Consider the following 25,042-nt stretch of genomic DNA (forward strand, 5'->3'; position numbering starts at 1 on the left):
GAAGGAGAAAAAATGCGTCAACTCATCATTGCACGAAAAGATCTGCAGATGTCTCCCGGTAAGCTGGCGGCGCAGTGCTGCCACGCTTCGCTGGCATTCTTCACCGACCCCATCGGCATGGGCCAGGGCGTGGAACCCATCGAGAAAGACGGAGAAATTACCGGCTATCGGGCAGAAATCATGTTGGAGAAAGCAACCTATGAAGAATGGTTCGATGGCTCTTTTACCAAAACTATCTGCGGGGCAAAGAACCGAAATCAACTGCTGAAAGCAAAGACAATTGCCGAGGAATTGGGCCTTGTGGAAAACAAAGACTTCTTCCTTATCCGGGATGCCTGCCACACCGAGCTGGAGCCGGAAGAATTTGATGAAAACGGAGAAGGCATGACCCTGACCTGCATCGGTTTCCGCCCGCTGCCGGATGAAATTGCACATCAGATCAGCCATAAATTTCATTTGTATTGATAGAATTCCTTTATTTTATAAGCATTTTCCACAGTCACTGCAGCCGTTGCAGATCAACTTGCTGCCGCAGGTCTCGCAGTTTGCGCGGAAATGGGGCACATAGAGATCTTCCTGCGGGATGGGGTAGCCCCAGTCGTCCACGAGGTCAAAATGAATGGGCCTGCCCTGATAGTTCATGCCGGATTTACAGGCCATTCGGCTTTGCAGCTGCTTGCTGGGCAGGTGGTAGCGTTTACCGTCTTTGATGAACACAGTGCCGGTCTCGATAAAGCAGAATGTCACGTTGGCATCCACACATTCCTGCCGGAGCGATTTGACCCAATCAAAATTGCAGGGGCGGGCACCATCGTAGTTTTCGCCGCCGCAGATGACCTGCTCGATTTGCCCGGCGGTAAGGTACTGCCGGATGCTTACTGGCCCGATGAAGGGCGCGCACATGATGCCCTTGTGCTTGAAGGGCAGGTCAAACAGAATGGGAATGCGCTCATCGGCGCGGCGCTGATTTTCACAGGTGACGTTGAAAAAGATGTTGTCCCAACCGCTGCCCCAGTCCGGCGGCAGGCACTCCCGTACCCGCTGCGGCCGTTTGGTGAGCAGAAAAAACACCACATCGCTGCGCTGGCGCATGATGTCCCACGCCTCAACCCGCCACGGGTCGGCTTCTTCCAAGAAGAAATCCGAGGTCATGCAGACCCGGATCTGCTCACCACTCTGGATTTTGTAGTGTCCGGTGCGGTCTTTCTGGAGCGGATAGGAAAAGCCGCTTTTCGTTTTGTAGATCTCGGCTCCGTTCTGGTCCCGCATCCGGTCGAGAAAATACATGTAGCAGTTCTGGCAGCCCTCGCTGCACTTGACGCAGCCGTGCCATGGATTCCAGATGTCGTGCAGGAAGCTCACCTTCTTTCTGTACCTATTATAATAGCTGCGCGGACAGGAAACAAGAGCACCCCTTGCACCGCCCCATCGGATGTGATAAGATTAAACAAAATTTAATAACGCTTTGTATGAAAACAACTTTAGATAGAATTCCAGGATGATACAACAGAAAGGAATTTGACTATGGCACGATATAGCGTGAACAATTATACGGTGGATGTGCTTTTGGCGGATATAAAATCCGGTAATATTGCGATTCCGGAAATGCAACGTCCATTTGTATGGGACGCAACGCAAGTGCGTGATTTGATGGATTCGCTCTATAAGGGCTTTCCGGTTGGATATATTATCGTATGGCAAAATCCAAGTGTAAAGTTGAAAGACGGAACAGTTGCAATAGGGAAAAAAGTTCTGATCGACGGGCAACAGCGTATTACTGCTATGGCGGCTGCAATTGTGGGACAGGAGGTTTTAGACAGCCACTATAAATGGAAACGGGTCTGTATTGCGTTTAACCCCATTGACGAAATATTTGAAGTGGCAAATTCCGCAAACCAAAAAAGCAGTAAATGGATTCCGGATATTGCAAAAGTGCTGGATGTGTCCTTTGGTTCTTTTTCTTTTGTGATGGAATATTGCCAGAAAAACGGAATTATGGACAAAGCACAGGAAATCAATGACACAATCAATCGGTTGAGGGCAATACAAAATAATAGCATTGGTGTTATTACGCTGGCAGAAGATTTGGATATTGACAGTGTAACGGAAATTTTTATTCGAATCAATTCTAAGGGTGTGGTTCTGTCGCAAGCAGATTTTGCAATGTCTAAGATTTCTTCGAATGAAATATATAATGGAAATGTGACCCGAAAAACGATTGATTACTTCTGTCATTTGTTGGAGTCTCCGGAGGATTTGAAAGAAATCAAGAAAAATGATGCTGAATTTGCGGCGAGACCGGAATTCGAAGCTATAAAGTGGGCAGCTGCAAAGAATGCACCGATTTATCGCACATGTTATACGGATATTCTTCGTGTTGCATTTACATATAAATTCAAGCGAGGAAAGCTAGCAGATTTGGTTAGCTTGCTTTCAGGTCGAGATTTTGAAACGCGTGAATTTAAGATCGAAATAGAAGAAAGGTCGTTCAATCAATTACATGAGGCAGTTCTGCAAGCGGTGAATCAGACAAATTACGAACGGTATTTGATGATTGTGCGCTCAGCGGGAATTGTGAAAAAATCGCTGATTCGTTCACAAAATGTTTTGAACTTTGGCTATGCACTTTTTCTTGCACTTCGTGAACGAAAAGTGGATAGTAATCAAATTGAAAAGATTGTACGCAAGTGGCTGGCTTTGTCTATTTTGACGGGAAGATATTCTTCTGGCTCGCCAGAGTCTGCATTTGATTACGACATTAAGAGATTCTTTGCTTATGATGATCCGATGCAGTACCTGAATATCACAGAGTCGGGCGAATTATCTGAGGCGTACTGGAAGGTAAATCTTGTTCAACGGCTGAACACATCGGTTGCGAGCAGTCCATATTTTAATATGTTCCTTGTGGCACAGGTCAAGGCACACGATAAAGGCTTTTTGTCGATGGAAATTGATATTGAGTCCATGTTGGAAAACAGAGGCGATATTCACCATTTGTTCCCGAAAAATTACTTGATAAAAAATGGAATTGTGCAAGCACAATACAATCAAATTGCGAATTATGCTTTTATTCAACAGGAAATCAACATTAAAATTAAAGATAGTTCGCCAGCCCACTATATGACTGAAGTGATAGGGCAATGCAATACGAAAAAGCCTGTTTATGGTGGAATCATAGAACAAGATAGGCTGGCTGAAAATCTTAAACAGAATTGTATTCCAGACGGATTTGAAAGCATGGAGATTGGCGACTATCAGGATTTTCTACAAAGGCGTCGGGAACTGATGGCCGAGAAAATACATCAATACTATGCTTCTCTCTGATTTCAAAGGCGAAACTTGATATAAAGGGATGCACTTCGCAATGCGGTCTCTCTGGGCGGTGACAGTGACACCCTTGCCTGCATCACCGGCGGCATTGCCGAAGCTTTTTACGGGATGCCGCAGGAACTGCGGGACGAGACTTTGAAACGTCTGCCGGAGGATATCTGGGAAGGATATGGGCTGTTTCGGTGGAACATCGGCCAGAGATAAGACATTCGGAGAACCAAGGAGCAGATACAACACACTCGTGATGTGAAGTATCTGCTCCTTGGTTTTTAATAAGACTCGATGGAGGGCGTCTTGCATCGGCCTGAAAAATCCGATATACTGAACCCAGAGAGTATATCGAATTTTTTGGGAAAAGGAGAGAACGGTATGGAACATCTTTATGAAAAGGCACTGGAAAGTGCGGAATATATCAAGACGCACACGAAAAAGCGCCCGAAGATCGCGGTGGTGCTGGGCTCCGGCCTTGGCAAGCTGACCGCGGACTTTACGGACACGGAAGAACTGTCCTACAAGGATATCCCCAACTTCCCGGTATCCACGGTGGCAGGACACAAAGGCGCATTGTTGGCTGGCAAGCTGGGGGACACGGAAGTCTACGCCATGGAAGGCCGCTTCCACTTCTATGAGGGCTACTCCATGAAGGAAGTCTGCTACCCGTTCTATGTGTTCAAGCTGTTGGGCGTGGAAAAGGTGGTGTTGACCAACGCCTGCGGCGGCATCAACCGGGAGTTTGCGCCGGGCACCCTGATGCTCATTACCGACTTCATCAACATGATGGGCACGAACCCCCTCATTGGCCCCAACGATGAGCGCTTCGGCCCCCGCTTCCCGGACATGACCGAACCTTACAGCCTGGAACTGCGGAACCTTGCCAAGCAGACCGCCGATGAACTGGGCATTGCCTACAAGGAGGGCGTTTACATGGGCTTTATGGGCCCTTGCTATGAAACGGCGGCTGAAATTCGCGCCTTTGCGGGGATGGGAGCCGATGCCGTGGGCATGAGCACCGTGCCGGAAACCATGGTATGCAACTACATGGGCATGAAGGTACTGGCCGTCAGCTGCATCACTAACATGGCCACCGGCATCCAGACGGTCAAGCATAGCCACGCCCGCGTGCTGGAGATCGCAAATCAGGCAGGCGATACCCTGTGCCGATGGCTGGGTGCGGTGATTCAGAGAATGGAGTAAAAAAGATATACCGTGAATGATTGAAAGCCATCGATCAAAATTTCCGGGCATCGCTGCGGACGGCAGAGGAACGCTCCGTAGCTGGTACAGGCAGTCAAGGAAAAACGCGGTGCGACCATCTGCAAAGACCTGAAGGGCATCAAGGCCGATACGGTGCTGTGCCCCTGCCCGGAGTGCGTCCGCAATGCAGTGCTGGCCTTGGGTGCTGGATGAGCAGTCGAAAATATGAAACAGGCGTGCAGAAAACAACCCTTCTGATCACTTTTTGCTGAAAAATTGCTGCGAAAAGCAATATACCTATTGACATGGTATGTAAATGGGTATATGATACAGGCAATTCGTCGAACAAAAAAGTGAAAGGAAGGGTTTTGTTATGCCCAGAATCAGCGAAATCAACCCGGAAACTGCACCGGAAGCGATCCAGAAAATCATTGCAGACCATCTGGCGGACGGCCACGCTCTGACCGCAGAAAAGCGCACATTGCTCCACAATGCAGCGGCATTCAATGCTGTGGAGGCCGGTTCTTATGCGCTGGATGATGAACTGCAGCGGCTCATCGGCAAGCGTGCAGCCGATTTTTACGAATATGCTATTTCCCAGAAAAACGGCTGCCTTGTGTGCAGCATTTACTTCCAGAATCTGCTCAAGAAAAACGGCATCGACTTTGAGAATTTTGCATTCACTCCCAAAGAGGAGATCCTGATCGAATACGGTCAGGCCATTGCAGAGGACCCCAAGCATGTGCCGGAAGAGCTGTTTGCAAAGCTGAAGGCAAACTTTACGGAGGAAGAGATCGTGGTCATCACGGCGATGGGCGTGATGATGATCGCCAACAACTACTTTAACGACATTCTGGATGTGACGCCGGACAAGCTGGTTTGAGCCGAAGATCGGGAGGGAAGAGCAATGGCAGGACTGGTGCATTCCATCGAGGAACTGGTGGGGCGCACCCCGCTGATGGAGCTGGACCGCTTTGAGCGGCAGCAGCAGTGCGGGGCGCACCTGCTGGCAAAGCTGGAGTTCTTCAACCCAACCGGCAGTGTGAAAGACCGGGCTGCGCTTTCCATGCTCAATGCTGCGGAAGAAGCCGGACTGCTGAAACCCGGCGGTACCATAGTGGAGCAGACCAGCGGCAACACCGGCATCGGTCTGGCCGCGTTTGCAGCAGAGCGTGGGTACAAACTGGATATTTTTCTGGAGCGGGGTGCCTCGCTGGAGCGGCGGCTGATGCTGCTGGCCTACGGGGCACGGCTTCTGGATTACAAAGATGCCACCGGGGAGCGTCCGGAGACGAAGCGCACCCACCCCTGGCAGGAGCCAGAGCGGGAGGCGACGCTGGATGAGATCGCAGCCTACTGCCGCCGCACCGGAGCTTACTTTAACAATCAGGCGGCAAACCCGGCGAACCCCGAGGCGCATTACCGCACCACTGGGCCGGAGATCTGGCAGGATACAGAAGGCCATGTGGATATTCTGGTCTGCATGGCGGGCACCGGCGGCACGGGTTTTGGCACAGCAAGTTATCTGCGCAGCCGCAACCCGAATCTGCAAGTGGTTCTGGTGCAGCCCCATCCGGACTCCCGCCTGACCCCGGAGCACCCGGATGCGCAGATCATAGATGGCGTTTTGCCGGCGTATGATGTGCCGGAAAGCGCACTTTCCGACTATCTGCGGCCAGACTGGAGCGATGCGTGCATCAATGTCCGCACCGAGGAAGCCTACGAAACGGCCCATGAGGTGCTGCGGGCGGAAGGACTGTTTCTTGGCACATCGGCAGCAGCGGCTTTGCACGCAGCGGTGCAGGTGGGCCGCAGACCGGAGAATCAGGGAAAGAACATCGTGGTCATCGTCCCGGACAACGGCATGAAATATCTGTCTACGCCGATGTACCGGCAGAAATGATAAAAACACGATGATGCGACTGAATTTTGAAAAGATTGCATAGGATTTTATAAAAGTATTATTCTTTCATGAATTTTAGCACTCTTCTATTGACACTGCTAATGAACGGTGCTATAACAGTGGCGTGCTCAGGAGGAAGGGCAAAAGGAGAGCAGCGAGGCTCCCCGGAAAGCCCTTCTGAATGGACGCTTCAGATTTTTTGCCCCGACCCGAACGCCGGGATTGGAGGAATGATTTATGCTTATGCCGACTGTTTTCCATGAAAACCTGTTCGATGATTTCTTCGATCCGTTCTGGAATGACGCTGCACTGGAACGTATGATGAACCGTGAGGCTCGTGATACCTTTGGTAAGCGCGGTGCAAACATGATGAAGACCGATGTCAAACAGACGGACAACGGCTACGAAGTAGCGGTTGATCTGCCGGGCTGCAAGAAGGAAGACGTTCAGATGGATCTGAACGACGGCTACCTGACCATTCAGGCAGTGCGCAGCCACAGCAACGACGAAAAGGATAAGAAGGGCCGCTATCTGCGGCGCGAATCCTTCTCCGGCACTTGCGCGCGCAGTTTCTACGTGGGCGATGTGAAGAAGGAAGACATCCACGCAAAGTTCGAGGATGGCATCCTGCACATCGAGCTGCCTGCTCCTCAGCAGACGAAGGCTTTGCCTGAGAACCCGAACCTGATCGAGATCGAGTAAAACGCCGGTCGTGTGCGCCAAGGCACAACGCACATAAGGTGGCCCCGGAGAGCTGTAACAAGCCCTCCGGGGCCATTTTTGTTTCCCGACATCTTTTCCGCAGCGGCAAGGCGTGGTAGAATAATGGCAGAACCAATCCACAGGTGAGAAAATCGAACTTCAGCCTGAAATGCGGAGCCGTTGCATCGAGCATCGCACATGATTCCCATAACCTGATTGTGGCAGGGGACAACGATACCGATATGATGCTGGCCGGCAACACTGTGCGGAAAAACAAAGGCGGACTTGCGTTTGTGGCAGATGGACAGGTCGTGGCAGAACTTGCGCTTCCGGTGGCCGGATTGATGAGCACCGAAAGCGCAGAGAGTGTTGCGGCGAAAATGCAGGCGCTGAACGATGCCCTCAAGGCACATGGTGTAGCGGAAGATATCGGCATCTTTATGACCCTCGCCTTCGTCAGCCTTCCGGTTATTCCAAAACTCAGACTGAATACATACGGCATCATCGATGTAGCGCAGCAGAAAGTCGTTCCGGCTGTTTTTTAATAGGCGATAACAAAAATACTGCCGGAGACCGACCCGAATGGTCCGTCTCCGGCAACAGAACAGTTCGTTTCTACTCTTAGAAACGAGCCGCATCAAGAGAAAAATTGACGGAAATTCTTATTTGATAAATTGGAATTTGTAGAGGGGGTGTGATTATATGAAAAACAATAGCCCACAAAAGCGGGCTGCCATTTCTTGGATCATTTTGATGATAGGAATATTGCTCGCAGTAATAGGAGCAATGACGGCAAAGGAGTACAGAGTAAACCTATGCCTGCTAATCGGTGCAATGGTTGTTGTTGGTGGTATTGTATATCATCTCACCATGATGAAATGTCCTTATTGCGGTTGCTCGCTTGTTGGTTATAGGCCGATCCCTAAAGAATGTCCAAAGTGTCATAAAAAATTTGAAGAATAAGTTCGCGTTTATCAAGGTGAACATTTAAGTATTAAAAACGGGAGTGAAAACAAATGATGACCATTGCACAGATCATGGAAAAGATGATCGCCTTTTCCGAAGGGAATATCCATGACATCACGCACCTGAGCTGCGTGTGGACCTATGCCAAAACCATTGGTGAGCTGGAGGGGCTGGACGCAGACACGCAGTTTATTCTGGAGGTGGCGGCCATCACCCACGATATCGCCTGCCCGCTCTGTCGCAAAAAGTACGGCAACACCAATGGTAAATATCAGGAGCAGGAGGGTGCCCCGCTGGTGCGGGAGTTCTTGGCGGATACTGGCATGACAGCAGAACAGATCGACCGGGTGGCCTATCTGGTAGGGCACCACCATAGTCCGGCGCAGATCGACGGCATTGACTATCAGATTCTGATTGAGGCAGATTATATCGTCAATGCGTCCGAAAGCGGGTACGACCAGCAGGCAATCCGAACCTTTATGGAACATACGATGAAGACGGCAGCAGGTATCCGGCTGACGAAAACAGTGTTTGGAGTGTAAAAATGATTCAGAAGCATTGCTTTGAATGCGGTACGGCATTGATTGAAAAAGAACTGGAAGAAGAGGGCATTGTGCCTTATTGCCCGAAATGCCAGCAATACCGGTTCCCGATGTACAATGTGGCAGTCAGCATGATTGTTGTGGATGAGGAAACCGGGAAAATTCTGCTCATCCAGCAGTACGGCAAGCCCTCTTATATTCTGGTGGCCGGGTATGTGAACCGCGGTGAGGCAGAAGAACACGCTGTGGTGCGGGAAGTCCGGGAAGAAACCGGGTTGGAAGTAAAGCACCTCCGGTTCAACCGTACCAAGTTTTTTGAGCCGTCTAACACGCTGATGTGCAACTTTACGGCTTTCGTCAGAACCGCAAAGGCGCTGCATATCAACCACGAAGTGGACCGCTGCAAGTGGTTCACCCCGCAGGAAGCCAGAGAAAACATCCGTCCCAACAGCCTTGCAGCGGAATTTTTGAATGCGTATCTGGACGAAGTGGGGAATAAGCCGATGGAGATGTGATTCGTGGCTGTACCACGGGAATTTTGACGGAAAGTATGGAAAAAAGTTGGTTCGGCCTGTTTCGGTTGACCTTTTTATAAAGAATCGATATATTGATACTATATAGTATTAATAAGTATCAACTGCGAGGTGGACAGAATGGATGGGGCACAGTTTGCCAAAATGCTTTCAGATAAGCATTTGTTTGAACTCAATCGGATGGAATACAAGTACTCGACTGTCAGTGTCAAAGAATTTGCCGAATTGCTGCGGCAAAACTTTGCGCAGCCTCTGCCGTTGACTGATTTTTCTGGAAATAAGCTGTTTTACCTGCCGAACCTCGCGCAAATTTCAACAAATGGTATGAAGCAGTTGCTCTCTGTCCCTGTCAGTGGACAAAACTTCGGTTTGTCGGCGATGACCGAGGAAATTTATGCTACTTTTCAAATTGAAAGTATCCGCTCGACCCGCAGCAGTATCCGTTATATCCTCGATGGTTATGCCCCTCGTGATGAACAAGAAGCTCGCATCTATGGTATGAAGCGCGGACTGGAGTTTATCGCGAATCGTCAGAATACGATCACCGAGGAGAATCTGCATCACCTGTATCAGATCAGCACAGGGGATTATCTCCCGGATGAAGATCGATTACTGCCAAACCACTTTTATCGGCATGGCGAGGTTTTTATTGTGGGCGGTGAAGAACCCAGACCGGGACTTCCGGCAGAGCGGCTTCCCGGTGCCATGAAATGTCTTGTCGATTTTGCGAATGCCAATGACGGCATCAATGAGCTGCATAAGGCTGCCATTCTGCACTTTGCCTTTGCGTACTACCACCCCTATTTTGACGGGAATGGACGCACTGCACGGCTATTCCACCTCTGGTATCTTGTTCAGCAGGGCTATCCTGCGGCACTATTCACGCCGTTTTCCCGATACATCGCTGAAAACAAGGACGCATATTACAAAGCCTACAAACGCGTGGAGAGAAATGCTCTGATTTCCGGCTATACGGATGTGACTCCCTTTCTGTTCTACTTCTGCAATGAGGTCTATAACCGCCTGCAGGTGGATGCAGTCCCGCCGAAAACTGATCTTGAGGTATATCAAACTGCTCTTGCGGAAGGAAAAATCACAGAAAAAGAACGGCTGCTCTGGGAGTATGTTCTGTCTGCTTATGGTGCAGAGGAGTTTACCACAAAGCAGCTGGAAAAGGATTTCCGAAACGCTGCGTATGCAACCATTCGGACGTTTGTGATGAAATTCCATGAGATGGGGCTGCTTACTGCAAGAAAAGCAGGAAACAGGGTGTTCTATCATGTCGGTGGGACTTCTGACGGTCGGCCATTATAATGAATCCAAAAGGAGAACGTTATGAAAACGATTCGTGTTGTGGCCGCTGTGATCTGCGACTCCATGCAGGCAAAACGCAAAATCTACGCCACTGCCCGTGGTTATGGCGACTACAAAGGCCAGTGGGAGTTTCCGGGCGGCAAAATCGAGCCGGGCGAAACCCCGCAGCAGGCTCTGAAGCGGGAAATCGAAGAAGAACTGGACACGGAAATTGCTGTGGGGGATTTAATTGGTACACTCGAGTACGATTATCCGACGTTTCATCTTTCCATGGACTGCTTCTGGTGTGAAGTGGTTTCCGGCGAGCTTGTGCTGAAAGAAGCGGAAGCTGCGCGGTGGCTGACGAAGGAGGAGTTTGATTCCGTTCCGTGGCTCCCGGCGGATCAGACCATTTTGGATGTTATCAGAAGCTCAATGCAGCCAGTGAAACCACTCCATACCAGCGAATATGACAAAGAACCTCTGCAGAGATGCTGAGTGTTTACGGCATGAAGGATGAACTGCGCCGTCCTATGATGCTGCTGGTGAAAGCCGCTATTCCGAAAAAATCTAAAACAGAGGCCTCCGAATCTTTTCCTAATAAGAAAGAGATTCGGAGGCCTTTATTGGTTGATTTAGCTAACAGTCGTGTCGAAAGACATCCCGTCTGAGGGCAAAGCGAAGGTTTTGCTTTTCAGGCGGGATTTTTTTGCTTTTTGGGACTGTTATATACAATATATGGACTAAGAGGGTGGGTGACTTGGACTACGAGTCCATAAACTTTTGCTCGAAAGTACGATACACTATTGTCACGGCAGCGGCCCAGCTCCGAAAGGGAGCGGGAGCCGCAGCCGGGCGGACCTTGAAAATTGAATATGCAGCTTCAGGTACTTCCAGATAATGATACTTCCGTAATTCGCGGCCCGGTCATAAAGAAGACGGGGTGGCCGAGAGGCCAATGGAGTGGTGCAAATCCAACGCCTGAATGTTTCCATTTCTCAGGGGTGCCGGGGGCAAATTAAGAGAAACCATACAAAACCTTTTCCAAACGCCGTTCGAGGGTAACCACGGACGGCGTTTTTATATATCAGCGAAAAGGAGTACGCAAATGAACCGTAAGACCACAAAAAAGGTGGATGAATCCACCCTGACAACTTTGTGCGCCGTCTGCCGAGGGGCATTTTTGGACGCAAAGGGCGTCCGTCTCCGCAGAGCCGACCCCAGGCAGCTCGTCAAGGATGTCTGCACGTATTGCCAGACACGATATGGGTTTGACTACTACGTTCAGCCCATTGTCCGTAAATCGAAAATGACCGGAAAGGAGAACCGACGTGAAACTGAGCCAGCTTAAAATTGACCCGGAGTTCCAAAACAAAATTCCGCCGCTGCAGTTTGAGGAAGAACAGCAGCTTGAGCAGAACATCATTGCCGAGGGTCGTCTTCTGAATCCCATCATCACATGGAATGGCTATATTTTTGATGGACAGAACACGGTGGAAGCCCGTCGAACCTGCAACGGTGGCAAGGATGTGACGATTCGCTGCAAAGTCTTCTACGGCCTTACCAAAGAAGACGAAGCAACGCTGTTTGCGATTCAGACGGGCAATGCTACCTGCCTGACGGCGGGCGAACGCCTTCGTGCAAATCTGGTGGCCGAAAACCCGGATGCACTTTACTTTGTGGGGATCACGTCGAATGCCGGTGTGGAATTTGCCTATGACGGCATCCGGGCACCCTGGAAAATCTACTGCATCGAAACGGCATACGAGCTGTACAAGCAGTATGGCTGTGAGCGCTACGTCGAGATGCTTCACATCATCAACGAGGCGTGGAAGGGCAATGTGGATTCCTACCTTGCCGGTGTAATCCGTGGTGTGGCCCGCTTCATCTCCGTATACGAGGGCGAGTACAGCCGGGAGCGCCTGGTGCAGCAGCTGGCAAGGACACATCCGAAAACCATCACGCAGCTGGCTCAGAAAGACACCGGCAGTTCTGCAAACCGCCACATGCGGCAGATTCTCCGCATCTATAACGGTGCCAGCCGTGAGATGAGTCTGCCGCTGAAAAACTGACAGTTTCGTTTTACCTCCTGAACAACAGCCGTCGTGGTATCCGTCTGCGGCGGCTGTTTCTTACATAAAAAGGAGGTTGATTTTTATGTTACCGAACAATTGGAGATATCTCAGGGGGGGACATCTACTATGCAGACATGGAGCCGCATATCGGCTCGGAACAGGGCGGGAAACGCCCTGTGGTAGTTCTGCAGAACAACATTGGAAACCGTCATTCGCCTACATTGATCGTTGCAACTGTTACCACCCGGACGGAAAAGAAGAAAAACCAGCCCACCCATGTGCTGGTGGATTCCAACCCGGCCTTTGAAGAACCGTCCATGATTCTTCTGGAGCAGATCTTCACGATCGATAAATCCCGCATCGAACGCTTTATGGGCTATGCCAGCAAGGCTGAAATGCTCCGCATTGATATGGCTTTGCTGGTCAGTCTGGCTCTGAACGTTCTGAGCGGAAACCGCAGCGAATAGCGGACAACCAGTAACCCGTAAAAATGAGGTGATAGCGATGTAATCGGAGGTGAGTGAGCCATGCGAAAGAGTGCCCCCATTGAAGTGGTGGTACATTACCCCAAAACGAAAGAGGGATTGGACGAACTCGGAAAACGGGTCGCAACCGCCCACGCCAACTATGTGATCGAAAAAATCGACCGTCTGAACTGCCCCACATGGCAGAAGCTCGAATTGCTGCAGGCGGTGATCGATACTACCAAAGGAACTTACAAACCCAAGGAACACCAAAAGCCCGGCTGGCAGCCGAGCCGATAAACAAAGCCCCACGCTCAACACTGCCTCTGAATCTGACCAGAGACGGTCAGATTCAGAGGCAGTGTTGAGCGTGGGGCTTTTTGTGCTACATAAGTTTTTGGAATTTTGTTGACAAAATAAAATCATTGATTGTTGGCGGCCAATATGGTATTCTTTTTGCAAGGGAAGGTGAAGTGCATGAATCGTCGCAGCGTGAAAATTATGAGAAGAAAAGCAGGGGGAACAGCAGGAAAGAATGCAGAAAAGTATTCGGTCAATCTCCCGGCAGTGTGGCTTCGTGCGATGGGAATCCAGAAAGATAACCGGGTAGAACTTTCTTTTGACGGTGAAAAAATCACCGTCCGACCGCTTGCATCAACAGACTCGGAACTGTTCCGCAGAAATGCAGAACAGAAAGGACATCAGCTGAAAGAATATCGATATTATGACGGAGATACGTTGTGTACCGTGATTTTGGCAGATCTTACAGCGGAGCAGATCTGCATCGAAAACAAAGTTGACGAAATACTGGATACTGCGTTTGGTGTGAACGAAACGCCCTCATGGGAAGACTTCCTGGCCTTTCTGGCAGACCGATGCATTCCGAAAACACGAAAGGGCTTGGATTACTATCTGGATGCTGTTGGCGTTCCGGAATATGACCCGGTTCTGCTTGTTGAAAAGACGCAGGGAAGAATGGCGGAGGATCACAAATGGCTGGAAATTATTTGACGCTGCATATTACCCAAAACAGTTTCGCTTTTTGCTGAAAGAGCGTATCGAAACCGTCCTGATGGGGCAGCAGAAAAAGCTTTTTGAAAAGTAAAAGCTCTTGCGTCCCGTGAAAAAAGAAGGTAATATAAATACAGAGCAAGACACAGAACGCAGGGAGGGATGAAAATCATGTTTTACGAGATCATGCACCGGGAAAGCTGTGTGGCACAACTCAGCACGACAGGGGAATGCAAGATCTGCCTCGAGGATTTCATGCCCTATGATCTGGTTCTGGTGGAATCGGATGATTTTGACGAGCGCATCAATAATGTAACGAACTTTTACTATTGGTGCGCCTCCCGGATGTTGACGTTGGATCGCACCTACGCCAAGGAAATCCTGAACAGTATCGGTGCATCTCAGAGTGTTACGGACAGGGAACGAGCACAGATTGCATTATCCTACCACTGTCTGTCTTTGCTGGATGTGTTCTGGGTGAAAGAAGAAAACGAGAAGATTCGATTCGAGGATATCAACCTTTTTGCACACTCCTTAAGCAATGCGCTTGTGGATATTGCGCTGCGGGGGCACCAAATGACGGTGACAAACGCCCATCTTCTGGCAAATGACCTGTCTACGGGCGGCTTGTACCCCAAGGCGTGGGTGCGAAAAGAGGATGGCTTCTATCTTTACAAGGATGGTGGCAGGGAAGCGGTGGAACGTGAAGTGCTGGCAAGCAAAATTTGCCGGTGCTTTGACTGCCATCAGGTACTGTATGAGCAGGGGATGTTTGAAAATGAGCCGGTTTCTATCAGCAAAATCATGACATCTCAGCGATACAGTCTTGTGACCTATGCAGCCTATGACGTCTACTGCACGAACCATGATTGGAACACGCTGGATAAGATCTTAGAGTTGGATGCTCCCAGCTACTATATGATGAACATTCTGGATTATCTGGTGGGCAATACCGACCGTCATTGGGAAAATTGGGGTCTGCTGGTAGACAACGAAACCAATCAGCCCATCCGTCTGCATGACCTGATGGACTTCAACCGGGCGTTTCAGCAGTACGACACGCCAGAAGGCGCAAACTGTCTGACCGTGGGAAAACGCCATCTGAGCCAAAAAGATGCTGCAGTGGAAGCGGTGCGGAACATCGGACTGAACCAAGTCCGTCAGGTGGAGCACACCGTATTCTCCGAGCATCTGGCATGGAAAGCAACGTTTGAAGAACGACTGCGTGTTTTACGGAACGCCATGTAAGTCAGAGCGAATATCAGAATAATTGAAACAGAATGATTCCATAACGAAAGCCCGTCTGCGCTGCCACATATCGTGGCTTGCAGACGAGCTTTTTCGTTTGACCGGAGAAAAATTACCATACCTCACATGCGAAGCATAGATGGAAAATCGGAACCAAGGTTTTCCACCAGATGGCAAAAGCACTTCTGACTGATGGTCTTTTGTCCGCTTTCCCAGCAGCGGATGCTTGTCCGGCTGACCTTCGCATGGTCGGCAAGCTGCTGACGGTTCCATCCCTTTGCCTCCCGGTACATAGTTGTTAGATTGTATGAGCCGGGGCGCGGATAGTTGCCGGAGAAGCCTTTTGTGCGCGGTATCTTTTCCGCAGGGAAAAAGCGTGGTATACTGAGGGGGAACAATCGAAAGTTGGAGGATACACGCATGAAAATTGTAATCATTAATGGAAGTGCCAGAAAAGGAAATACGCTGGCAGCAATCAATGCATTTATAAAAGGAGCGTCAGAAAAGAATAAAATTGAAATCATTGAACCCGACAAACTCAACATTGCACCATGCAAGGGATGTGGTGTCTGTCAATGCTCTAAGGGATGCGTCGATAAGGATGATACAAATTCTACAATTGATAAAATTGCTGCCGCAGATATGATTCTTTTTGCTACACCAGTTTATTGGTGGGGAATGTCAGCACAATTGAAACTTATCATTGATAAGTGCTACTGCCGTGGATTGCAGTTAAAAAACAAAAAAGTTGGCACAATTGTTGTAGGTGGTTCTCCCGTAGGCAGTATCCAGTATGAGCTGATTGATAAGCAGTTTGACTGTATGGCAAAATATCTTTCATGGGATATGCTTTTCAAAAAATCATATTACGCAACAGCCAGAGATGAACTTGAAAAAAATAAGGATTCCATGAACGAACTTGAGTGGATCGGGAAAAATTTATAAAGCACACACCAAATTCCCGTTTACCGAGTGACGAAAACAATACATCCTTCTGCGGACAACCCAAAACAGTTGTCCGCTTTTTTGCAAAGGAAAAGAACACCACCGAGAAAACCCGGACACGATAAACGAATACCGCCGAGGAGCTTTCCTTTTTTGGAAAGGCACCCTCGGCGGATTTTTTCGTTTTTGCAAAGCCTGATTTACTCGGCGTTCTCCGGTTCCTGCTCTGCGGGCTTTATGGTCTTGACCCGCAGGGCGAAGTACAGCAAATGACCAACCCACACCACTGCAATGCAGACCCTGCCGATGGGGGCATTTTTCATGCAAAGAAAGCCGATTGCCATAACAACGGTGACCATTGCGATGATTTTGCATTTTGTTCCGGCTGTCATGGCTTTTTTCTGAACAAAGCTGTCCAGATGCTTTTTGTATAAGTTCGTACCTACGAACCAAGCGTGCAGTTTTTGGGAGCTTTTTGCAAAGCAGAGCAGGGTAGCCATGTAGAAGGGGACCGTGGGCAGAATGGGAAGCACGATCCCCACAGTGCCCAGAACCATGCAAAGAAAGCCCAGTACGATCCAAAATGCTTTTAATAGTCTTTTCATCATCTTCTCCTGTTGATTTTTGGTGCTGCTGCAAGGCAGAAATTATTTAGAATGTTAGCTGCAACTAACTCCTTGCTTTGTGAAAAGCCGCCCATTGGCGACTTTTCTGGAGAGATAATACGATATTCCGGAAACTTTGTCAAGATACATTTTGCGGAGCAATGCACCTGTTACCCGTATATTTTCCCCACGATCTTTCCGCGTGCTGCAGCAGGCTCAGGAATTTATACTGTTGCCAGAGCGTAAGAGTAAGAAGAAACGGCGGCTTTGCTTGCAGAGTAGAAGGTCTGGAACGGAATGTGCGCTACGGCAGCAACGGAGCTTCCTCCGGTAACAATGATCACCTTGTTGTTTTCTCCCACCATGATTTTCCTCCTGAAAATGTTGATCTGGTTCGAGTATACCGCATCGCAGGGCGGCTGTCTATACGGATAGCCGGATCGTGGAAAAGTACAGGAATCAACTTGCGTAAATTTTCACGCAGATTGGCCTCTCTTTTTTACACAGCCAACGTCTGGCAGGACTTGAAATGACAGTGTGGGGGGAGGTATAATATAAAATATTGCAGTGTGCCTTGTGAGATACAACGGAAGCGCTGGAATGGAAGGAAACAGCGGAATCAAAACCCTACGAGGATGAAAATGAAATTCGATAGAAGACTTACAGATGAAATCTACACTTCCGATACGGTAAGGCTGGGAAAAAATGCATTTCAGGCCATGCAGGAGACGCTCTATCATAATGGCGGTGTCGGAACCATTACCGGGTACTATGATGCCGAATTGTCGATCCTGTCGGTCAGTAATCTGTTGCTGCATAATCTGAACCACAGCTATGCATCCCTGATGGAGCAGACAAAGGGTTCGCTGAAGAATCTTTTCTATAAGAGAGATGCCGCATTCCTCGACAATGCGCGCTTTCGTCAGATTCAGGGCGAAGGGGAAGGCCGGATCCTCACGGCAGATGGCTCTCCCGTCTATGTGCGTCTCTACAAAAAAGATGCAGTCGATACGGATGGAACACCGATCTGGATCATGTCAGTACAGATGAACTGGGCGTATGAGAACCTTGCGCTGGTCAATGAATCCATCCATTCTGCACTATGGTATTTTGAGTGTAATGAAAACGGTGAGATCGTTCATGTAAACTGGAGCCATGCGTTCCGGCAGATCCTTGGATATCATGACATTCTGGATTTTCCGAACAAACTGGATTCATGGTCGAATCTCCTGCACCCGGAGGACTATGACCGGGTAATGCAGCTGCTTTTGGAAACGATTGCGGACAAAACCAATACTACAAAATATAATGTTGAGTACCGACTGAAAATGCAGGATGGCCAATACCACTGGTTCCGGGCATCGGCGGAGGTGATACGCCGTCTGGATGGCTCGGCCAATCGAATTGCCGGAATCATCAGCAACATTGACGCGGAAAAAAGAAGCCGGATGCAGGCGCAGCGGGCAGCGGCATTTCACCGTGCATTTACCAGCGCAAACCTCTGTGAATACTATGTAAATCTGGAAAAGAATACCTTTGATACTTTCAAAGTGGAGCCTTCTTTGATGACGGCCTTTGAGCAGAACCACACATGGGATGGATTGGTCAGATTCCTTGTGGATAACTATGTGGTGGAAGAGGACAAAAAGTCTGTAACGAATTTCTATAATCGCGCCTACATCACGGAAAAATTAAAGGGGCTTGAGACGGAGCTGCGTCAGGAGTGCCGCATCGTTCTGAATGGAGAGGAACGATGGGTCAGCAACGTGGTCATGCGCGGCGAGATCGAAGATTCCGAATATGCGATGATTTTTCTGCGGGACATCACAGAGTCCAAAGCAGAGACGGCACGGCGGATGCAGATGGCCTCAGATAACGCATCGATGGATCTTTTGATCAAGAGTATGGTGCATCTGCTGGACCGCTTTGTCGTCTGCGATCTGGAGAATGACCGGTATCGGTTCTATAATCTGCAAGGTGAAATGATATACGCGCCGACGGGAACCTACCATGATTTTGTGGAGCAGGTGGTTGCAAAGTATAAGACACTGGAACCGCTGGACGCATTGGCTGCTTTGATTTCACCGGAAAATATCCGCAAGAATTTGCAGGATGAGAACGACATCTACAAATTTGAATACTGCTCCATAGATGAGAACACCTATAAGATCGCTTCCTTCATTCCGCTGGAGTGGGATGGCACAAAGCTGGTCAAAGCACTGTTGGCATCTATGGATGTGTCACAGGAGAAAAAGGCCGAGATTGAATCCCATAAGGCACTGAAGGATGCGTACCGGGCGGCGGAAAACGCAAGCCGCGCCAAGACGGAATTCCTCTCCAATATGTCCCATGATATCCGTACACCGATGAATGCAATCGTTGGCTTGACCGCCATTGCGGGTGCGAATATCGAGAGTCAGGACAGGGTGGTCGAGTGCCTTGGCAAGATCACAAAGTCGAGCCGTCATCTGTTGGGACTGATCAATGAAGTGCTGGATATGGCCAGAATCGAGAGCGGGCGAATGAGCCTTGCCGAGGAGGATTTCAGCCTGCCGGAGCTGGTCGATAACCTGCTCACCCTCACAAAACCGGCAATCGACGAGCACCACCATCAGCTCGAAGTCCATATTGAGCACATTGAGCACGAAGCTGTCTGCGGCGACAGCCTGCGCATCCAGCAGATCTTTGTGAACCTGATGAGCAACGCCGTCAAGTACACCCCGGATGGAGGAAACATCACCCTTACGATCAAGGAAAAACCGAACGGCTTCTCGGAGCTTGGCTGCTACGAGTTTTCCATCGAGGACAACGGCATCGGTATGACGCCGGAATTCCAGAAGATCATGTTCGAGCCGTTCAGCCGGGCAGACGACCACCGGACGACCAAGGTGCAGGGCACCGGTCTTGGCATGGCCATTGCAAGAAACATCGTTAACCTGATGAATGGTGACATTCAGGTCGAAAGCGCTCCCAACAAGGGAACGAAGATCACGGTCACGGTCTATCTGAAGCTTCAGGAGAACGAGAAGGAACAGGAAAAAGAACTGCTCGATCTGCCGGTACTGGTCGTGGACGATGACAAGACCTGCTGCGAAAGCACCGTTGCAACCCTTCAGGAGATCGGCATAGCGGGCGAATGGGTTCTGACCGGCAAGGAAGCCGTGGAACGTTGCGCGGCGCGGCACAAGACCGGCCGCGACTATTTTGCGGTGATCCTGGACTGGAAAATGCCGGCAATGGACGGCATCGCAACGGCCAGAAGGATTCGGGAATGCGTCGGGGAGGACGTCACGATCATCATCCTGACTTCCTTTGATTTCAGCGAGATCGAAGAAGAAGCCAGAGCAGTGGGCGTGAATGCGTTTATGGCAAAACCGCTGTTCCGCTCCCGTCTGACGGCAACTCTGCGGCAGTTTACATCCGGGAAGAAGGAGAAAAACGCCCGGAACTATCTGGAAGACTTTGCGAAGGAAAACTATGCGGGTAAGCGGATTCTTCTTGTGGAAGATAACGAGCTGAACCGTGAGATCGCAACCGAGATCATAGGCATGACGGGCGTGACCATTGACATTGCCGAAAACGGAAAAATTGCAGTCGAAAAGGTGATGGAAGCACCAGAAAAGTGGTACGATCTCATTTTTATGGACATCCAGATGCCCATCATGAATGGTTACGAAGCCACCGCTGCGATCCGTGCGCTTACCGGCAGCCGGGGCAAAGTGCCCATCATTGCCATGACGGCAAATGCCTTTGCCGAGGACGTACAGCTGGCAAAGAACACCGGCATGAACGAGCATATCGCCAAACCGCTTGATTTGAATAAGCTGAATGATGTGCTGAAACAGTGGCTGTGATCTGTGTATTGCAGTAAGGCGCGTGATAAGGCTGAAGCCCCAATTGCTCCAGCCAATGTCAGAGTTTTTTAATTGTTCATCAAAAATACGTTGGTACGTTTTACACTGTGACGATTCAAAAAACAAAGGAGAGGTGTTTTGCTATGATCTACAAAAAGCAATACGGTCAACCGTTTGATACCGAAAGTGTAGTGGGTTCTTTTTTGCCCATGATGGAAACGATACCCTATCTGACCAAGGAGCCGGATGGTTTCTCCTATGCCATGGAGCCGCAGGATGTTCTGTATGGTCTTGGCGAAAACGTCCGTGGTATCAACAAGCGCGGGTGGGTGTACGAAAGCAAATGCTCCGATGACAGCAACCATACCGAGGGCAAATCCTCGCTGTACGGTGCTTATAATTTTATGATCGTGTCCGGCAAGAATACATTTGGCTTTTTTATCGACTACCCGGGCAAGGTCACCTTTGACTGCGGCTACACCGACCCGGATACCTTACGCATCACGGTGACCGAGGAAAATTACGATTTCTACATCATTGAGGGCGAGAGCCTGACCGATATTGTGCACCAGTTCCGCCAGTTGGTGGGGCGCAGTTATATTCCGCCCAAATGGGCTTTTGGCAACGCCCAGAGCCGCTGGAGCTACATGAACGAGGACGAGGTCCGCGAGGTGGTGGCAAATTACCGTGCCAATAATATGCCGCTGGACGCTGTGGTTCTGGATATTGATTACATGGAGCGTTACAAGGACTTTACGGTGGATGCGCAGCGTTTCCCGCATTTTGCAGACTTTGCCGCCGAGATGAAAGCGCAGGGCATCCGTCTTGTCCCCATCATCGATGCAGGAGTCAAGGTCGAAGAGGGATATGATGTGTACGAGGAGGGCGTGAAAAAAGGCTATTTCTGTACGAATCAGGATGGCACCCCCTTTGTAGCCGGTGTGTGGCCGGGGCTGGTACACTTCCCCGATATGCTCAACCCGGAAGCCCGTGCTTGGTTTGGCAGTCAATATAAAGTTCTGCTGGATCAGGGAATCGAGGGCTTCTGGAATGATATGAACGAGCCTGCGATCTTTTACTCCGAGGAAAGGCTGAAAAAGACCTTTGCCAAAATTGAGGAATACAGCAAGCAGAGCCTGGATATTTCCAGCTTTTTTGCCTTTACCGGCATGGTGAGAGAGCTTTCCAACAACGAAGACGATTATAAGCTGTTCTACCACAACACCAAACAGGGGCGTATGCGGCACGACAAGGTACATAATCTTTTTGGTTATAACATGACCCGTGCGGCAGGCGAGGCTTTTGAGCGGCTGAAGCCGGACAAGCGCATTTTGATGTACTCCCGTTCTGCCTGCATCGGGATGCACCGGTATGGCGGCATCTGGACCGGCGACAACCATTCTTGGTGGAGCCACATTCTGCTTGCGCTGCACATGATGCCCTCCCTGAATATGTGCGGCTTCCTGTACGAAGGCCCCGACATTGGCGGCTTTGGCAGCAATACCACAGAGGATCTGGTGCTGCGCTGGTACGGCTTGGGCATCTTCTCTCCGCTGCTGCGGAACCACTCTGCCAACGGCACCCGCCGGCAGGAACCCTACCGCTTTAAGAACAAGGCCGCCTTTGCTGGTATTTTACAACTGCGCTACCTGCTGCTGCCCTACATTTACAGCGAGTACATGAAAGCTGCCCTGCACGACGGCATGTATTGTATGCCGTTGGCGTTCGCCTTCCCGGAGGACGACTTTGCCCGCCGGGTGGAGGATGAGGTGATGATCGGTGAAAGCCTGTTGATCGCCCCGGTATACGAGCAAAATGCCCGAGGCCGGTATGTTTATCTGCCGGAGGAGATGCTGCAGGTGCGGGTAAAGTACAGTGAAAGCAACCGCATCGAAACCAGCGTGCTGCCTGCAGGCCATCATTACATTCCGGTGGAGCTGGATGAAGTGGTGTTCTTTTTGCGCAAGGGACACCTTCTGCCCCTTGCCAAGGACGGCAAAAAGATCCAGAGCGTTGCCGATGTGGACTTTGCAGATCTGCGCCTGCTTGCCTATGCTCCCGATGGTGCATCCTATGAATACTATACCGATGACGGCGAGACAAAGGATTATGATAAGCCGGAACATTTTGTGCACATCACGCTGGATGCGGATGGAAACGCAAAGTGCGATCGTGCTACGGTCAAAGTAGAAGGATAATCGTCAGTCATTACGCAGTTCCTACAGAGTGACAGCGTTTCAGCTTGAAATGCTGCCACTCTTTTTTGTTGTCTATATCACAGATAAAATAGCGTTTCATCTTGAAAACAGCGTAAAGATTTATTATAATAAAATAAATAGTTGTTACTCTTGCAAAGGAGGGCTGAAGTATGGCAGCACAGCGCACCTATCTGGCAATCGACCTGAAAAGTTTCTATGCCTCGGTGGAGTGCGTAGACCGCCATCTGGACCCCCTGACCACCAATCTGGTGGTGGCAGATGCTTCCCGCACCGAAAAGACCATCTGCCTTGCGGTGTCGCCCTCCCTGAAAGCCTACAAGATACCCGGCAGAGCACGGCTGTTTGAAGCCGTTCAGCGGGTGAAAGAGGTCAACGCCCAGCGGCTGCAAACTGCCATCCGGCAGAAAAAGGCGGTGTGTGGGGAAGATGACAAATACCACTTTGCCGGCACCTCTTTCGATGCCAACGCCCTGAACGCAGACCCGGCGCTGGGGCTGAGCTACATCGTTGCGCCGCCCCGGATGCAGCGATATCTGGACGTTTCCACCCAAATCTACAAGACCTACCTCAAATATGTGTCCCCGGCGGATATTTACCCCTACTCCATCGACGAGGTTTTCATTGATGTGACGGGCTATCTGCCCTATTACCACATGAGTGCCCGTAAGCTTGCCATGACCATGGTGCGGGATGTGCTGACCAACACTGGCATCACCGCAACGGCGGGTATCGGCACCAACCTCTACCTTGCAAAGCTGGCCATGGACATTGTGGCAAAACACATCCCGGCAGACAAGGATGGTGTCCGCATTGCGGAGCTGGACGAGCAGTCCTACCGGTATCTGCTGTGGAATCACCGCCCTCTGACGGATTTCTGGATGACTGGCCCCGGCACTGTCAAGCGGCTGGAAGCCCACGGCATTTATACGATGGGGGATTTGGCACGGTTTGCCATCCACGGAGAAGATCGTCTGTATGAGATTTTCGGCGTGGATGCGGAAATTCTCATTGACCACGCATGGGGCTATGAGCCCTGCGGTATGGCTGAGATCAAAAGCTACAAGCCCAGCACCAACAGCATCAGCGAGGGGCAGGTGCTGACCTGCCCTTACCCCAACGACAAAGCCAAGCTCATCGTCCGGGAGATGGCGGAGATTCTGATGTTCCGGCTCACCGAAAAGAAGCTGGTGACGGAATCCATCACCTTGGAGATCGGCTACGACCGGGAGAACGTGGACAAGGGCGGCTACCGTGGTCTGACCCAGACCGACCGCTACGGCAGAACCATCCCCAAGGCAGCCCACGGCACTATCCGGTTCGATGCCCCTACCAATCTGGGCAGCACGATTATCAACGAAAGCGCAAAGCTGTTTGAGCGCATCACCGACCCGGCGCTGACGGTGCGGCGCATCACCATCAACGCCAACAAGGTCACGCCGGACGAGGGTATCTATCAGGTGGACTTTTTCACGGACACCAAGAAACTGGAAAAGGAGAAAAAACTCCAGCAAGCCATGTTGGGCATCAAGAACAAGTACGGCAAAAACGCCGTGCTGAAAGCCAGCAGCTACGAAGAGGGTGCCACCATGCGCCAGCGCAACGCACAAATCGGCGGTCACAGCGCAGGAGGTTCGGATGGAAAACTACAAAAATAGCAAGATCGGGCGGGAGACCGCCCAAAAGTACGGGGACATCCTAGAGATGGAACGCCCCCAGACCGAAGAATCCCTCCACAAGCACCCCCGCATGACCCTTCAGAATCGTGCCAAGATCTTCTCGCCCTTCTCTCCGCTGCGGGGCTACGACGAGCAGCTTGCCGCAGAAAAGCAGCGCACTGAGCGGGTGACCAAGCGCATTTTGACCGAGGAAGAAATGTCGGCTCTGTCCGATCGGCTGATGCAGGTCACCAAGGGCATGACCATCATGGTGCGGTATTTCAAGGAGGACACTACCCACCCGGAGGTTCCGGCGGTGGGCAACTACATCACCCTGACCGGAAAAGCAGACCGCATCGACCCGGTGTTCCGCACCTTGCAGGTGGGCGACACTGTGGTGCCCTTTGAAGATCTGGTGGAGGTCAGCGGGAAGGGGATCATGGACATTGATGTGTATCTGGGCATCGGGGAAGAATGAGATGACAAAAAATGCTGAAAGAGAT

Annotated in this window: 27 protein-coding genes; 23 read left to right on the forward strand and 4 right to left on the reverse strand. The window is 50.4% G+C overall.

What is annotated here, in order from left to right:
• Nucleotides 1-12 precede the first annotated feature (12 nt).
• Nucleotides 13-465, forward strand: coding sequence for an aminoacyl-tRNA hydrolase (locus MTP36_RS05300; RefSeq protein WP_249253969.1), 453 nt, complete (start codon nucleotides 13-15; stop codon nucleotides 463-465).
• 15 nt (nucleotides 466-480) lie between these two features.
• On the opposite strand, the gene MTP36_RS05305 is transcribed toward MTP36_RS05300, so the two are convergent.
• The gene (locus MTP36_RS05305; RefSeq protein ID WP_442900257.1) at nucleotides 481-1,362 is read right to left on the reverse strand and encodes a DUF5131 family protein; all 882 of its coding nucleotides are present in this window, start codon (nucleotides 1,360-1,362) and stop codon (nucleotides 481-483) included.
• 162 nt (nucleotides 1,363-1,524) lie between these two features.
• On the opposite strand from MTP36_RS05305, the gene MTP36_RS05310 reads away from it, so the two are divergent.
• The 17 genes from MTP36_RS05310 to MTP36_RS05395 all read left to right on the forward strand — a co-directional run bounded on the left by MTP36_RS05310 (nucleotide 1,525) and on the right by MTP36_RS05395 (nucleotide 15,261).
• A complete protein-coding gene (locus MTP36_RS05310) occupies nucleotides 1,525-3,324 on the forward strand; it encodes a DUF262 domain-containing protein (protein WP_249253971.1) in 1,800 nt (599 codons plus the stop codon).
• 375 nt (nucleotides 3,325-3,699) lie between these two features.
• Nucleotides 3,700-4,524 (forward strand): purine-nucleoside phosphorylase, encoded by an 825-nt coding sequence (locus tag MTP36_RS05320; RefSeq protein WP_097785016.1) that lies wholly within the window; start codon nucleotides 3,700-3,702, stop codon nucleotides 4,522-4,524.
• A gap of 373 nt (nucleotides 4,525-4,897) precedes the next feature.
• Nucleotides 4,898-5,407: a carboxymuconolactone decarboxylase family protein gene (locus tag MTP36_RS05325; protein ID WP_097778866.1), complete on the forward strand. Its 510-nt coding sequence runs from the start codon at nucleotides 4,898-4,900 to the stop codon at nucleotides 5,405-5,407.
• Between the two features lie 24 nt (nucleotides 5,408-5,431).
• A complete protein-coding gene (locus MTP36_RS05330) occupies nucleotides 5,432-6,427 on the forward strand; it encodes a PLP-dependent cysteine synthase family protein (protein WP_249253973.1) in 996 nt (331 codons plus the stop codon).
• A 237-nt stretch (nucleotides 6,428-6,664) separates the two neighbouring features.
• A complete protein-coding gene (locus tag MTP36_RS05335) occupies nucleotides 6,665-7,129 on the forward strand; it encodes an Hsp20/alpha crystallin family protein (protein WP_249253975.1) in 465 nt (154 codons plus the stop codon).
• Between the two features lie 143 nt (nucleotides 7,130-7,272).
• Nucleotides 7,273-7,674, forward strand: a complete 402-nt coding sequence (locus MTP36_RS05340) for an adenine deaminase C-terminal domain-containing protein (protein WP_343251943.1) — start codon at nucleotides 7,273-7,275, stop codon at nucleotides 7,672-7,674.
• 157 nt (nucleotides 7,675-7,831) lie between these two features.
• Nucleotides 7,832-8,092 carry a hypothetical protein gene (locus MTP36_RS05345; protein ID WP_249253977.1) on the forward strand — a complete coding sequence of 87 codons (261 nt, stop codon included), beginning with the start codon at nucleotides 7,832-7,834 and terminating at the stop codon, nucleotides 8,090-8,092.
• A gap of 53 nt (nucleotides 8,093-8,145) precedes the next feature.
• Nucleotides 8,146-8,637 carry an HD domain-containing protein gene (locus MTP36_RS05350; RefSeq protein ID WP_005922554.1) on the forward strand — a complete coding sequence of 164 codons (492 nt, stop codon included), beginning with the start codon at nucleotides 8,146-8,148 and terminating at the stop codon, nucleotides 8,635-8,637.
• Between the two features lie 2 nt (nucleotides 8,638-8,639).
• A complete protein-coding gene (locus tag MTP36_RS05355) occupies nucleotides 8,640-9,152 on the forward strand; it encodes an NAD(+) diphosphatase (protein ID WP_249253979.1) in 513 nt (170 codons plus the stop codon).
• Nucleotides 9,153-9,290: 138 nt separating this feature from the next.
• The gene (locus MTP36_RS05360; protein ID WP_249253981.1) at nucleotides 9,291-10,484 is read left to right on the forward strand and encodes a Fic family protein; all 1,194 of its coding nucleotides are present in this window, start codon (nucleotides 9,291-9,293) and stop codon (nucleotides 10,482-10,484) included.
• Nucleotides 10,485-10,505: 21 nt separating this feature from the next.
• Nucleotides 10,506-10,961 carry a (deoxy)nucleoside triphosphate pyrophosphohydrolase gene (locus MTP36_RS05365; protein WP_055185777.1) on the forward strand — a complete coding sequence of 152 codons (456 nt, stop codon included), beginning with the start codon at nucleotides 10,506-10,508 and terminating at the stop codon, nucleotides 10,959-10,961.
• Nucleotides 10,962-10,972: 11 nt separating this feature from the next.
• Nucleotides 10,973-11,134: a hypothetical protein gene (locus tag MTP36_RS05370; protein ID WP_249253982.1), complete on the forward strand. Its 162-nt coding sequence runs from the start codon at nucleotides 10,973-10,975 to the stop codon at nucleotides 11,132-11,134.
• Nucleotides 11,135-11,794: 660 nt separating this feature from the next.
• Nucleotides 11,795-12,535, forward strand: a complete 741-nt coding sequence (locus MTP36_RS05375) for a DUF6551 family protein (RefSeq protein WP_249253984.1) — start codon at nucleotides 11,795-11,797, stop codon at nucleotides 12,533-12,535.
• A 137-nt stretch (nucleotides 12,536-12,672) separates the two neighbouring features.
• Nucleotides 12,673-13,005: a type II toxin-antitoxin system PemK/MazF family toxin gene (locus tag MTP36_RS05380; protein ID WP_112091640.1), complete on the forward strand. Its 333-nt coding sequence runs from the start codon at nucleotides 12,673-12,675 to the stop codon at nucleotides 13,003-13,005.
• A 60-nt stretch (nucleotides 13,006-13,065) separates the two neighbouring features.
• Nucleotides 13,066-13,302: a hypothetical protein gene (locus MTP36_RS05385; RefSeq protein ID WP_249253985.1), complete on the forward strand. Its 237-nt coding sequence runs from the start codon at nucleotides 13,066-13,068 to the stop codon at nucleotides 13,300-13,302.
• Nucleotides 13,303-13,479: 177 nt separating this feature from the next.
• A complete protein-coding gene (locus tag MTP36_RS05390; protein WP_249253987.1) occupies nucleotides 13,480-14,013 on the forward strand; it encodes an AbrB/MazE/SpoVT family DNA-binding domain-containing protein in 534 nt (177 codons plus the stop codon).
• A gap of 162 nt (nucleotides 14,014-14,175) precedes the next feature.
• On the forward strand, nucleotides 14,176-15,261 hold the full coding sequence (locus MTP36_RS05395; protein WP_249253989.1) for a hypothetical protein: 1,086 nt from the start codon (nucleotides 14,176-14,178) through the stop codon (nucleotides 15,259-15,261).
• Nucleotides 15,262-15,383: 122 nt separating this feature from the next.
• On the opposite strand, the gene MTP36_RS05400 is transcribed toward MTP36_RS05395, so the two are convergent.
• Nucleotides 15,384-15,554 carry a helix-turn-helix domain-containing protein gene (locus MTP36_RS05400; RefSeq protein WP_249253991.1) on the reverse strand — a complete coding sequence of 57 codons (171 nt, stop codon included), beginning with the start codon at nucleotides 15,552-15,554 and terminating at the stop codon, nucleotides 15,384-15,386.
• Nucleotides 15,555-15,681: 127 nt separating this feature from the next.
• Between MTP36_RS05400 and MTP36_RS05405 the strand changes: the two genes are divergently transcribed.
• The gene (locus MTP36_RS05405) at nucleotides 15,682-16,206 is read left to right on the forward strand and encodes a flavodoxin family protein (protein WP_055176454.1); all 525 of its coding nucleotides are present in this window, start codon (nucleotides 15,682-15,684) and stop codon (nucleotides 16,204-16,206) included.
• A 200-nt stretch (nucleotides 16,207-16,406) separates the two neighbouring features.
• Here MTP36_RS05405 and MTP36_RS05410 read toward each other — a convergent pair whose 3' ends face one another.
• Together MTP36_RS05410 and MTP36_RS05415 are read right to left on the reverse strand one after the other, a co-directional pair.
• Nucleotides 16,407-16,811 carry a YbaN family protein gene (locus tag MTP36_RS05410; RefSeq protein WP_249253993.1) on the reverse strand — a complete coding sequence of 135 codons (405 nt, stop codon included), beginning with the start codon at nucleotides 16,809-16,811 and terminating at the stop codon, nucleotides 16,407-16,409.
• Between the two features lie 224 nt (nucleotides 16,812-17,035).
• The gene (locus tag MTP36_RS05415) at nucleotides 17,036-17,176 is read right to left on the reverse strand and encodes a hypothetical protein (RefSeq protein ID WP_249253995.1); all 141 of its coding nucleotides are present in this window, start codon (nucleotides 17,174-17,176) and stop codon (nucleotides 17,036-17,038) included.
• Nucleotides 17,177-17,452: 276 nt separating this feature from the next.
• Here MTP36_RS05415 and MTP36_RS05420 point away from each other — a divergent pair, with 276 nt between their 5' ends.
• The 4 genes from MTP36_RS05420 to MTP36_RS05435 all read left to right on the forward strand — a co-directional run bounded on the left by MTP36_RS05420 (nucleotide 17,453) and on the right by MTP36_RS05435 (nucleotide 25,017).
• Entirely contained in the window at nucleotides 17,453-20,665 is a 3,213-nt protein-coding gene (locus tag MTP36_RS05420) for a hybrid sensor histidine kinase/response regulator (protein WP_249253996.1), read from the forward strand.
• 143 nt (nucleotides 20,666-20,808) lie between these two features.
• A complete protein-coding gene (locus MTP36_RS05425; RefSeq protein ID WP_249253998.1) occupies nucleotides 20,809-22,863 on the forward strand; it encodes a TIM-barrel domain-containing protein in 2,055 nt (684 codons plus the stop codon).
• Between the two features lie 170 nt (nucleotides 22,864-23,033).
• A complete protein-coding gene (locus MTP36_RS05430) occupies nucleotides 23,034-24,539 on the forward strand; it encodes a Y-family DNA polymerase (RefSeq protein ID WP_249254000.1) in 1,506 nt (501 codons plus the stop codon).
• Nucleotides 24,520-25,017, forward strand: a complete 498-nt coding sequence (locus tag MTP36_RS05435; protein ID WP_249254001.1) for a hypothetical protein — start codon at nucleotides 24,520-24,522, stop codon at nucleotides 25,015-25,017. The genes MTP36_RS05430 and MTP36_RS05435 overlap by 20 nt, the downstream gene beginning before the upstream one ends.
• Nucleotides 25,018-25,042 lie beyond the last annotated feature (25 nt).

The organism is Faecalibacterium sp. I4-1-79, assembly GCF_023347235.1.
In the GTDB taxonomy this organism is placed as follows: Bacteria; Bacillota; Clostridia; order Oscillospirales; family Ruminococcaceae; genus Faecalibacterium; species Faecalibacterium tardum.

Coding starts and splice junctions, on each gene's coding strand:
- MTP36_RS05300 (WP_249253969.1), top strand. CDS start 13: ATGCGTCAACTCATCATTGCACGAAAAGATCTGCAGATGTCTCCCGGT.
- MTP36_RS05310 (WP_249253971.1), top strand. CDS start 1,525: ATGGCACGATATAGCGTGAACAATTATACGGTGGATGTGCTTTTGGCG.
- MTP36_RS05320 (WP_097785016.1), top strand. CDS start 3,700: ATGGAACATCTTTATGAAAAGGCACTGGAAAGTGCGGAATATATCAAG.
- MTP36_RS05325 (WP_097778866.1), top strand. CDS start 4,898: ATGCCCAGAATCAGCGAAATCAACCCGGAAACTGCACCGGAAGCGATC.
- MTP36_RS05330 (WP_249253973.1), top strand. CDS start 5,432: ATGGCAGGACTGGTGCATTCCATCGAGGAACTGGTGGGGCGCACCCCG.
- MTP36_RS05335 (WP_249253975.1), top strand. CDS start 6,665: ATGCTTATGCCGACTGTTTTCCATGAAAACCTGTTCGATGATTTCTTC.
- MTP36_RS05345 (WP_249253977.1), top strand. CDS start 7,832: ATGAAAAACAATAGCCCACAAAAGCGGGCTGCCATTTCTTGGATCATT.
- MTP36_RS05350 (WP_005922554.1), top strand. CDS start 8,146: ATGATGACCATTGCACAGATCATGGAAAAGATGATCGCCTTTTCCGAA.
- MTP36_RS05355 (WP_249253979.1), top strand. CDS start 8,640: ATGATTCAGAAGCATTGCTTTGAATGCGGTACGGCATTGATTGAAAAA.
- MTP36_RS05360 (WP_249253981.1), top strand. CDS start 9,291: ATGGATGGGGCACAGTTTGCCAAAATGCTTTCAGATAAGCATTTGTTT.
- MTP36_RS05365 (WP_055185777.1), top strand. CDS start 10,506: ATGAAAACGATTCGTGTTGTGGCCGCTGTGATCTGCGACTCCATGCAG.
- MTP36_RS05370 (WP_249253982.1), top strand. CDS start 10,973: ATGAAGGATGAACTGCGCCGTCCTATGATGCTGCTGGTGAAAGCCGCT.
- MTP36_RS05380 (WP_112091640.1), top strand. CDS start 12,673: ATGGAGCCGCATATCGGCTCGGAACAGGGCGGGAAACGCCCTGTGGTA.
- MTP36_RS05385 (WP_249253985.1), top strand. CDS start 13,066: ATGCGAAAGAGTGCCCCCATTGAAGTGGTGGTACATTACCCCAAAACG.
- MTP36_RS05390 (WP_249253987.1), top strand. CDS start 13,480: ATGAATCGTCGCAGCGTGAAAATTATGAGAAGAAAAGCAGGGGGAACA.
- MTP36_RS05395 (WP_249253989.1), top strand. CDS start 14,176: ATGAAAATCATGTTTTACGAGATCATGCACCGGGAAAGCTGTGTGGCA.
- MTP36_RS05400 (WP_249253991.1), bottom strand. CDS start 15,554: ATGTACCGGGAGGCAAAGGGATGGAACCGTCAGCAGCTTGCCGACCAT.
- MTP36_RS05405 (WP_055176454.1), top strand. CDS start 15,682: ATGAAAATTGTAATCATTAATGGAAGTGCCAGAAAAGGAAATACGCTG.
- MTP36_RS05410 (WP_249253993.1), bottom strand. CDS start 16,811: ATGAAAAGACTATTAAAAGCATTTTGGATCGTACTGGGCTTTCTTTGC.
- MTP36_RS05415 (WP_249253995.1), bottom strand. CDS start 17,176: ATGGTGGGAGAAAACAACAAGGTGATCATTGTTACCGGAGGAAGCTCC.
- MTP36_RS05420 (WP_249253996.1), top strand. CDS start 17,453: ATGAAATTCGATAGAAGACTTACAGATGAAATCTACACTTCCGATACG.
- MTP36_RS05425 (WP_249253998.1), top strand. CDS start 20,809: ATGATCTACAAAAAGCAATACGGTCAACCGTTTGATACCGAAAGTGTA.
- MTP36_RS05430 (WP_249254000.1), top strand. CDS start 23,034: ATGGCAGCACAGCGCACCTATCTGGCAATCGACCTGAAAAGTTTCTAT.
- MTP36_RS05435 (WP_249254001.1), top strand. CDS start 24,520: ATGGAAAACTACAAAAATAGCAAGATCGGGCGGGAGACCGCCCAAAAG.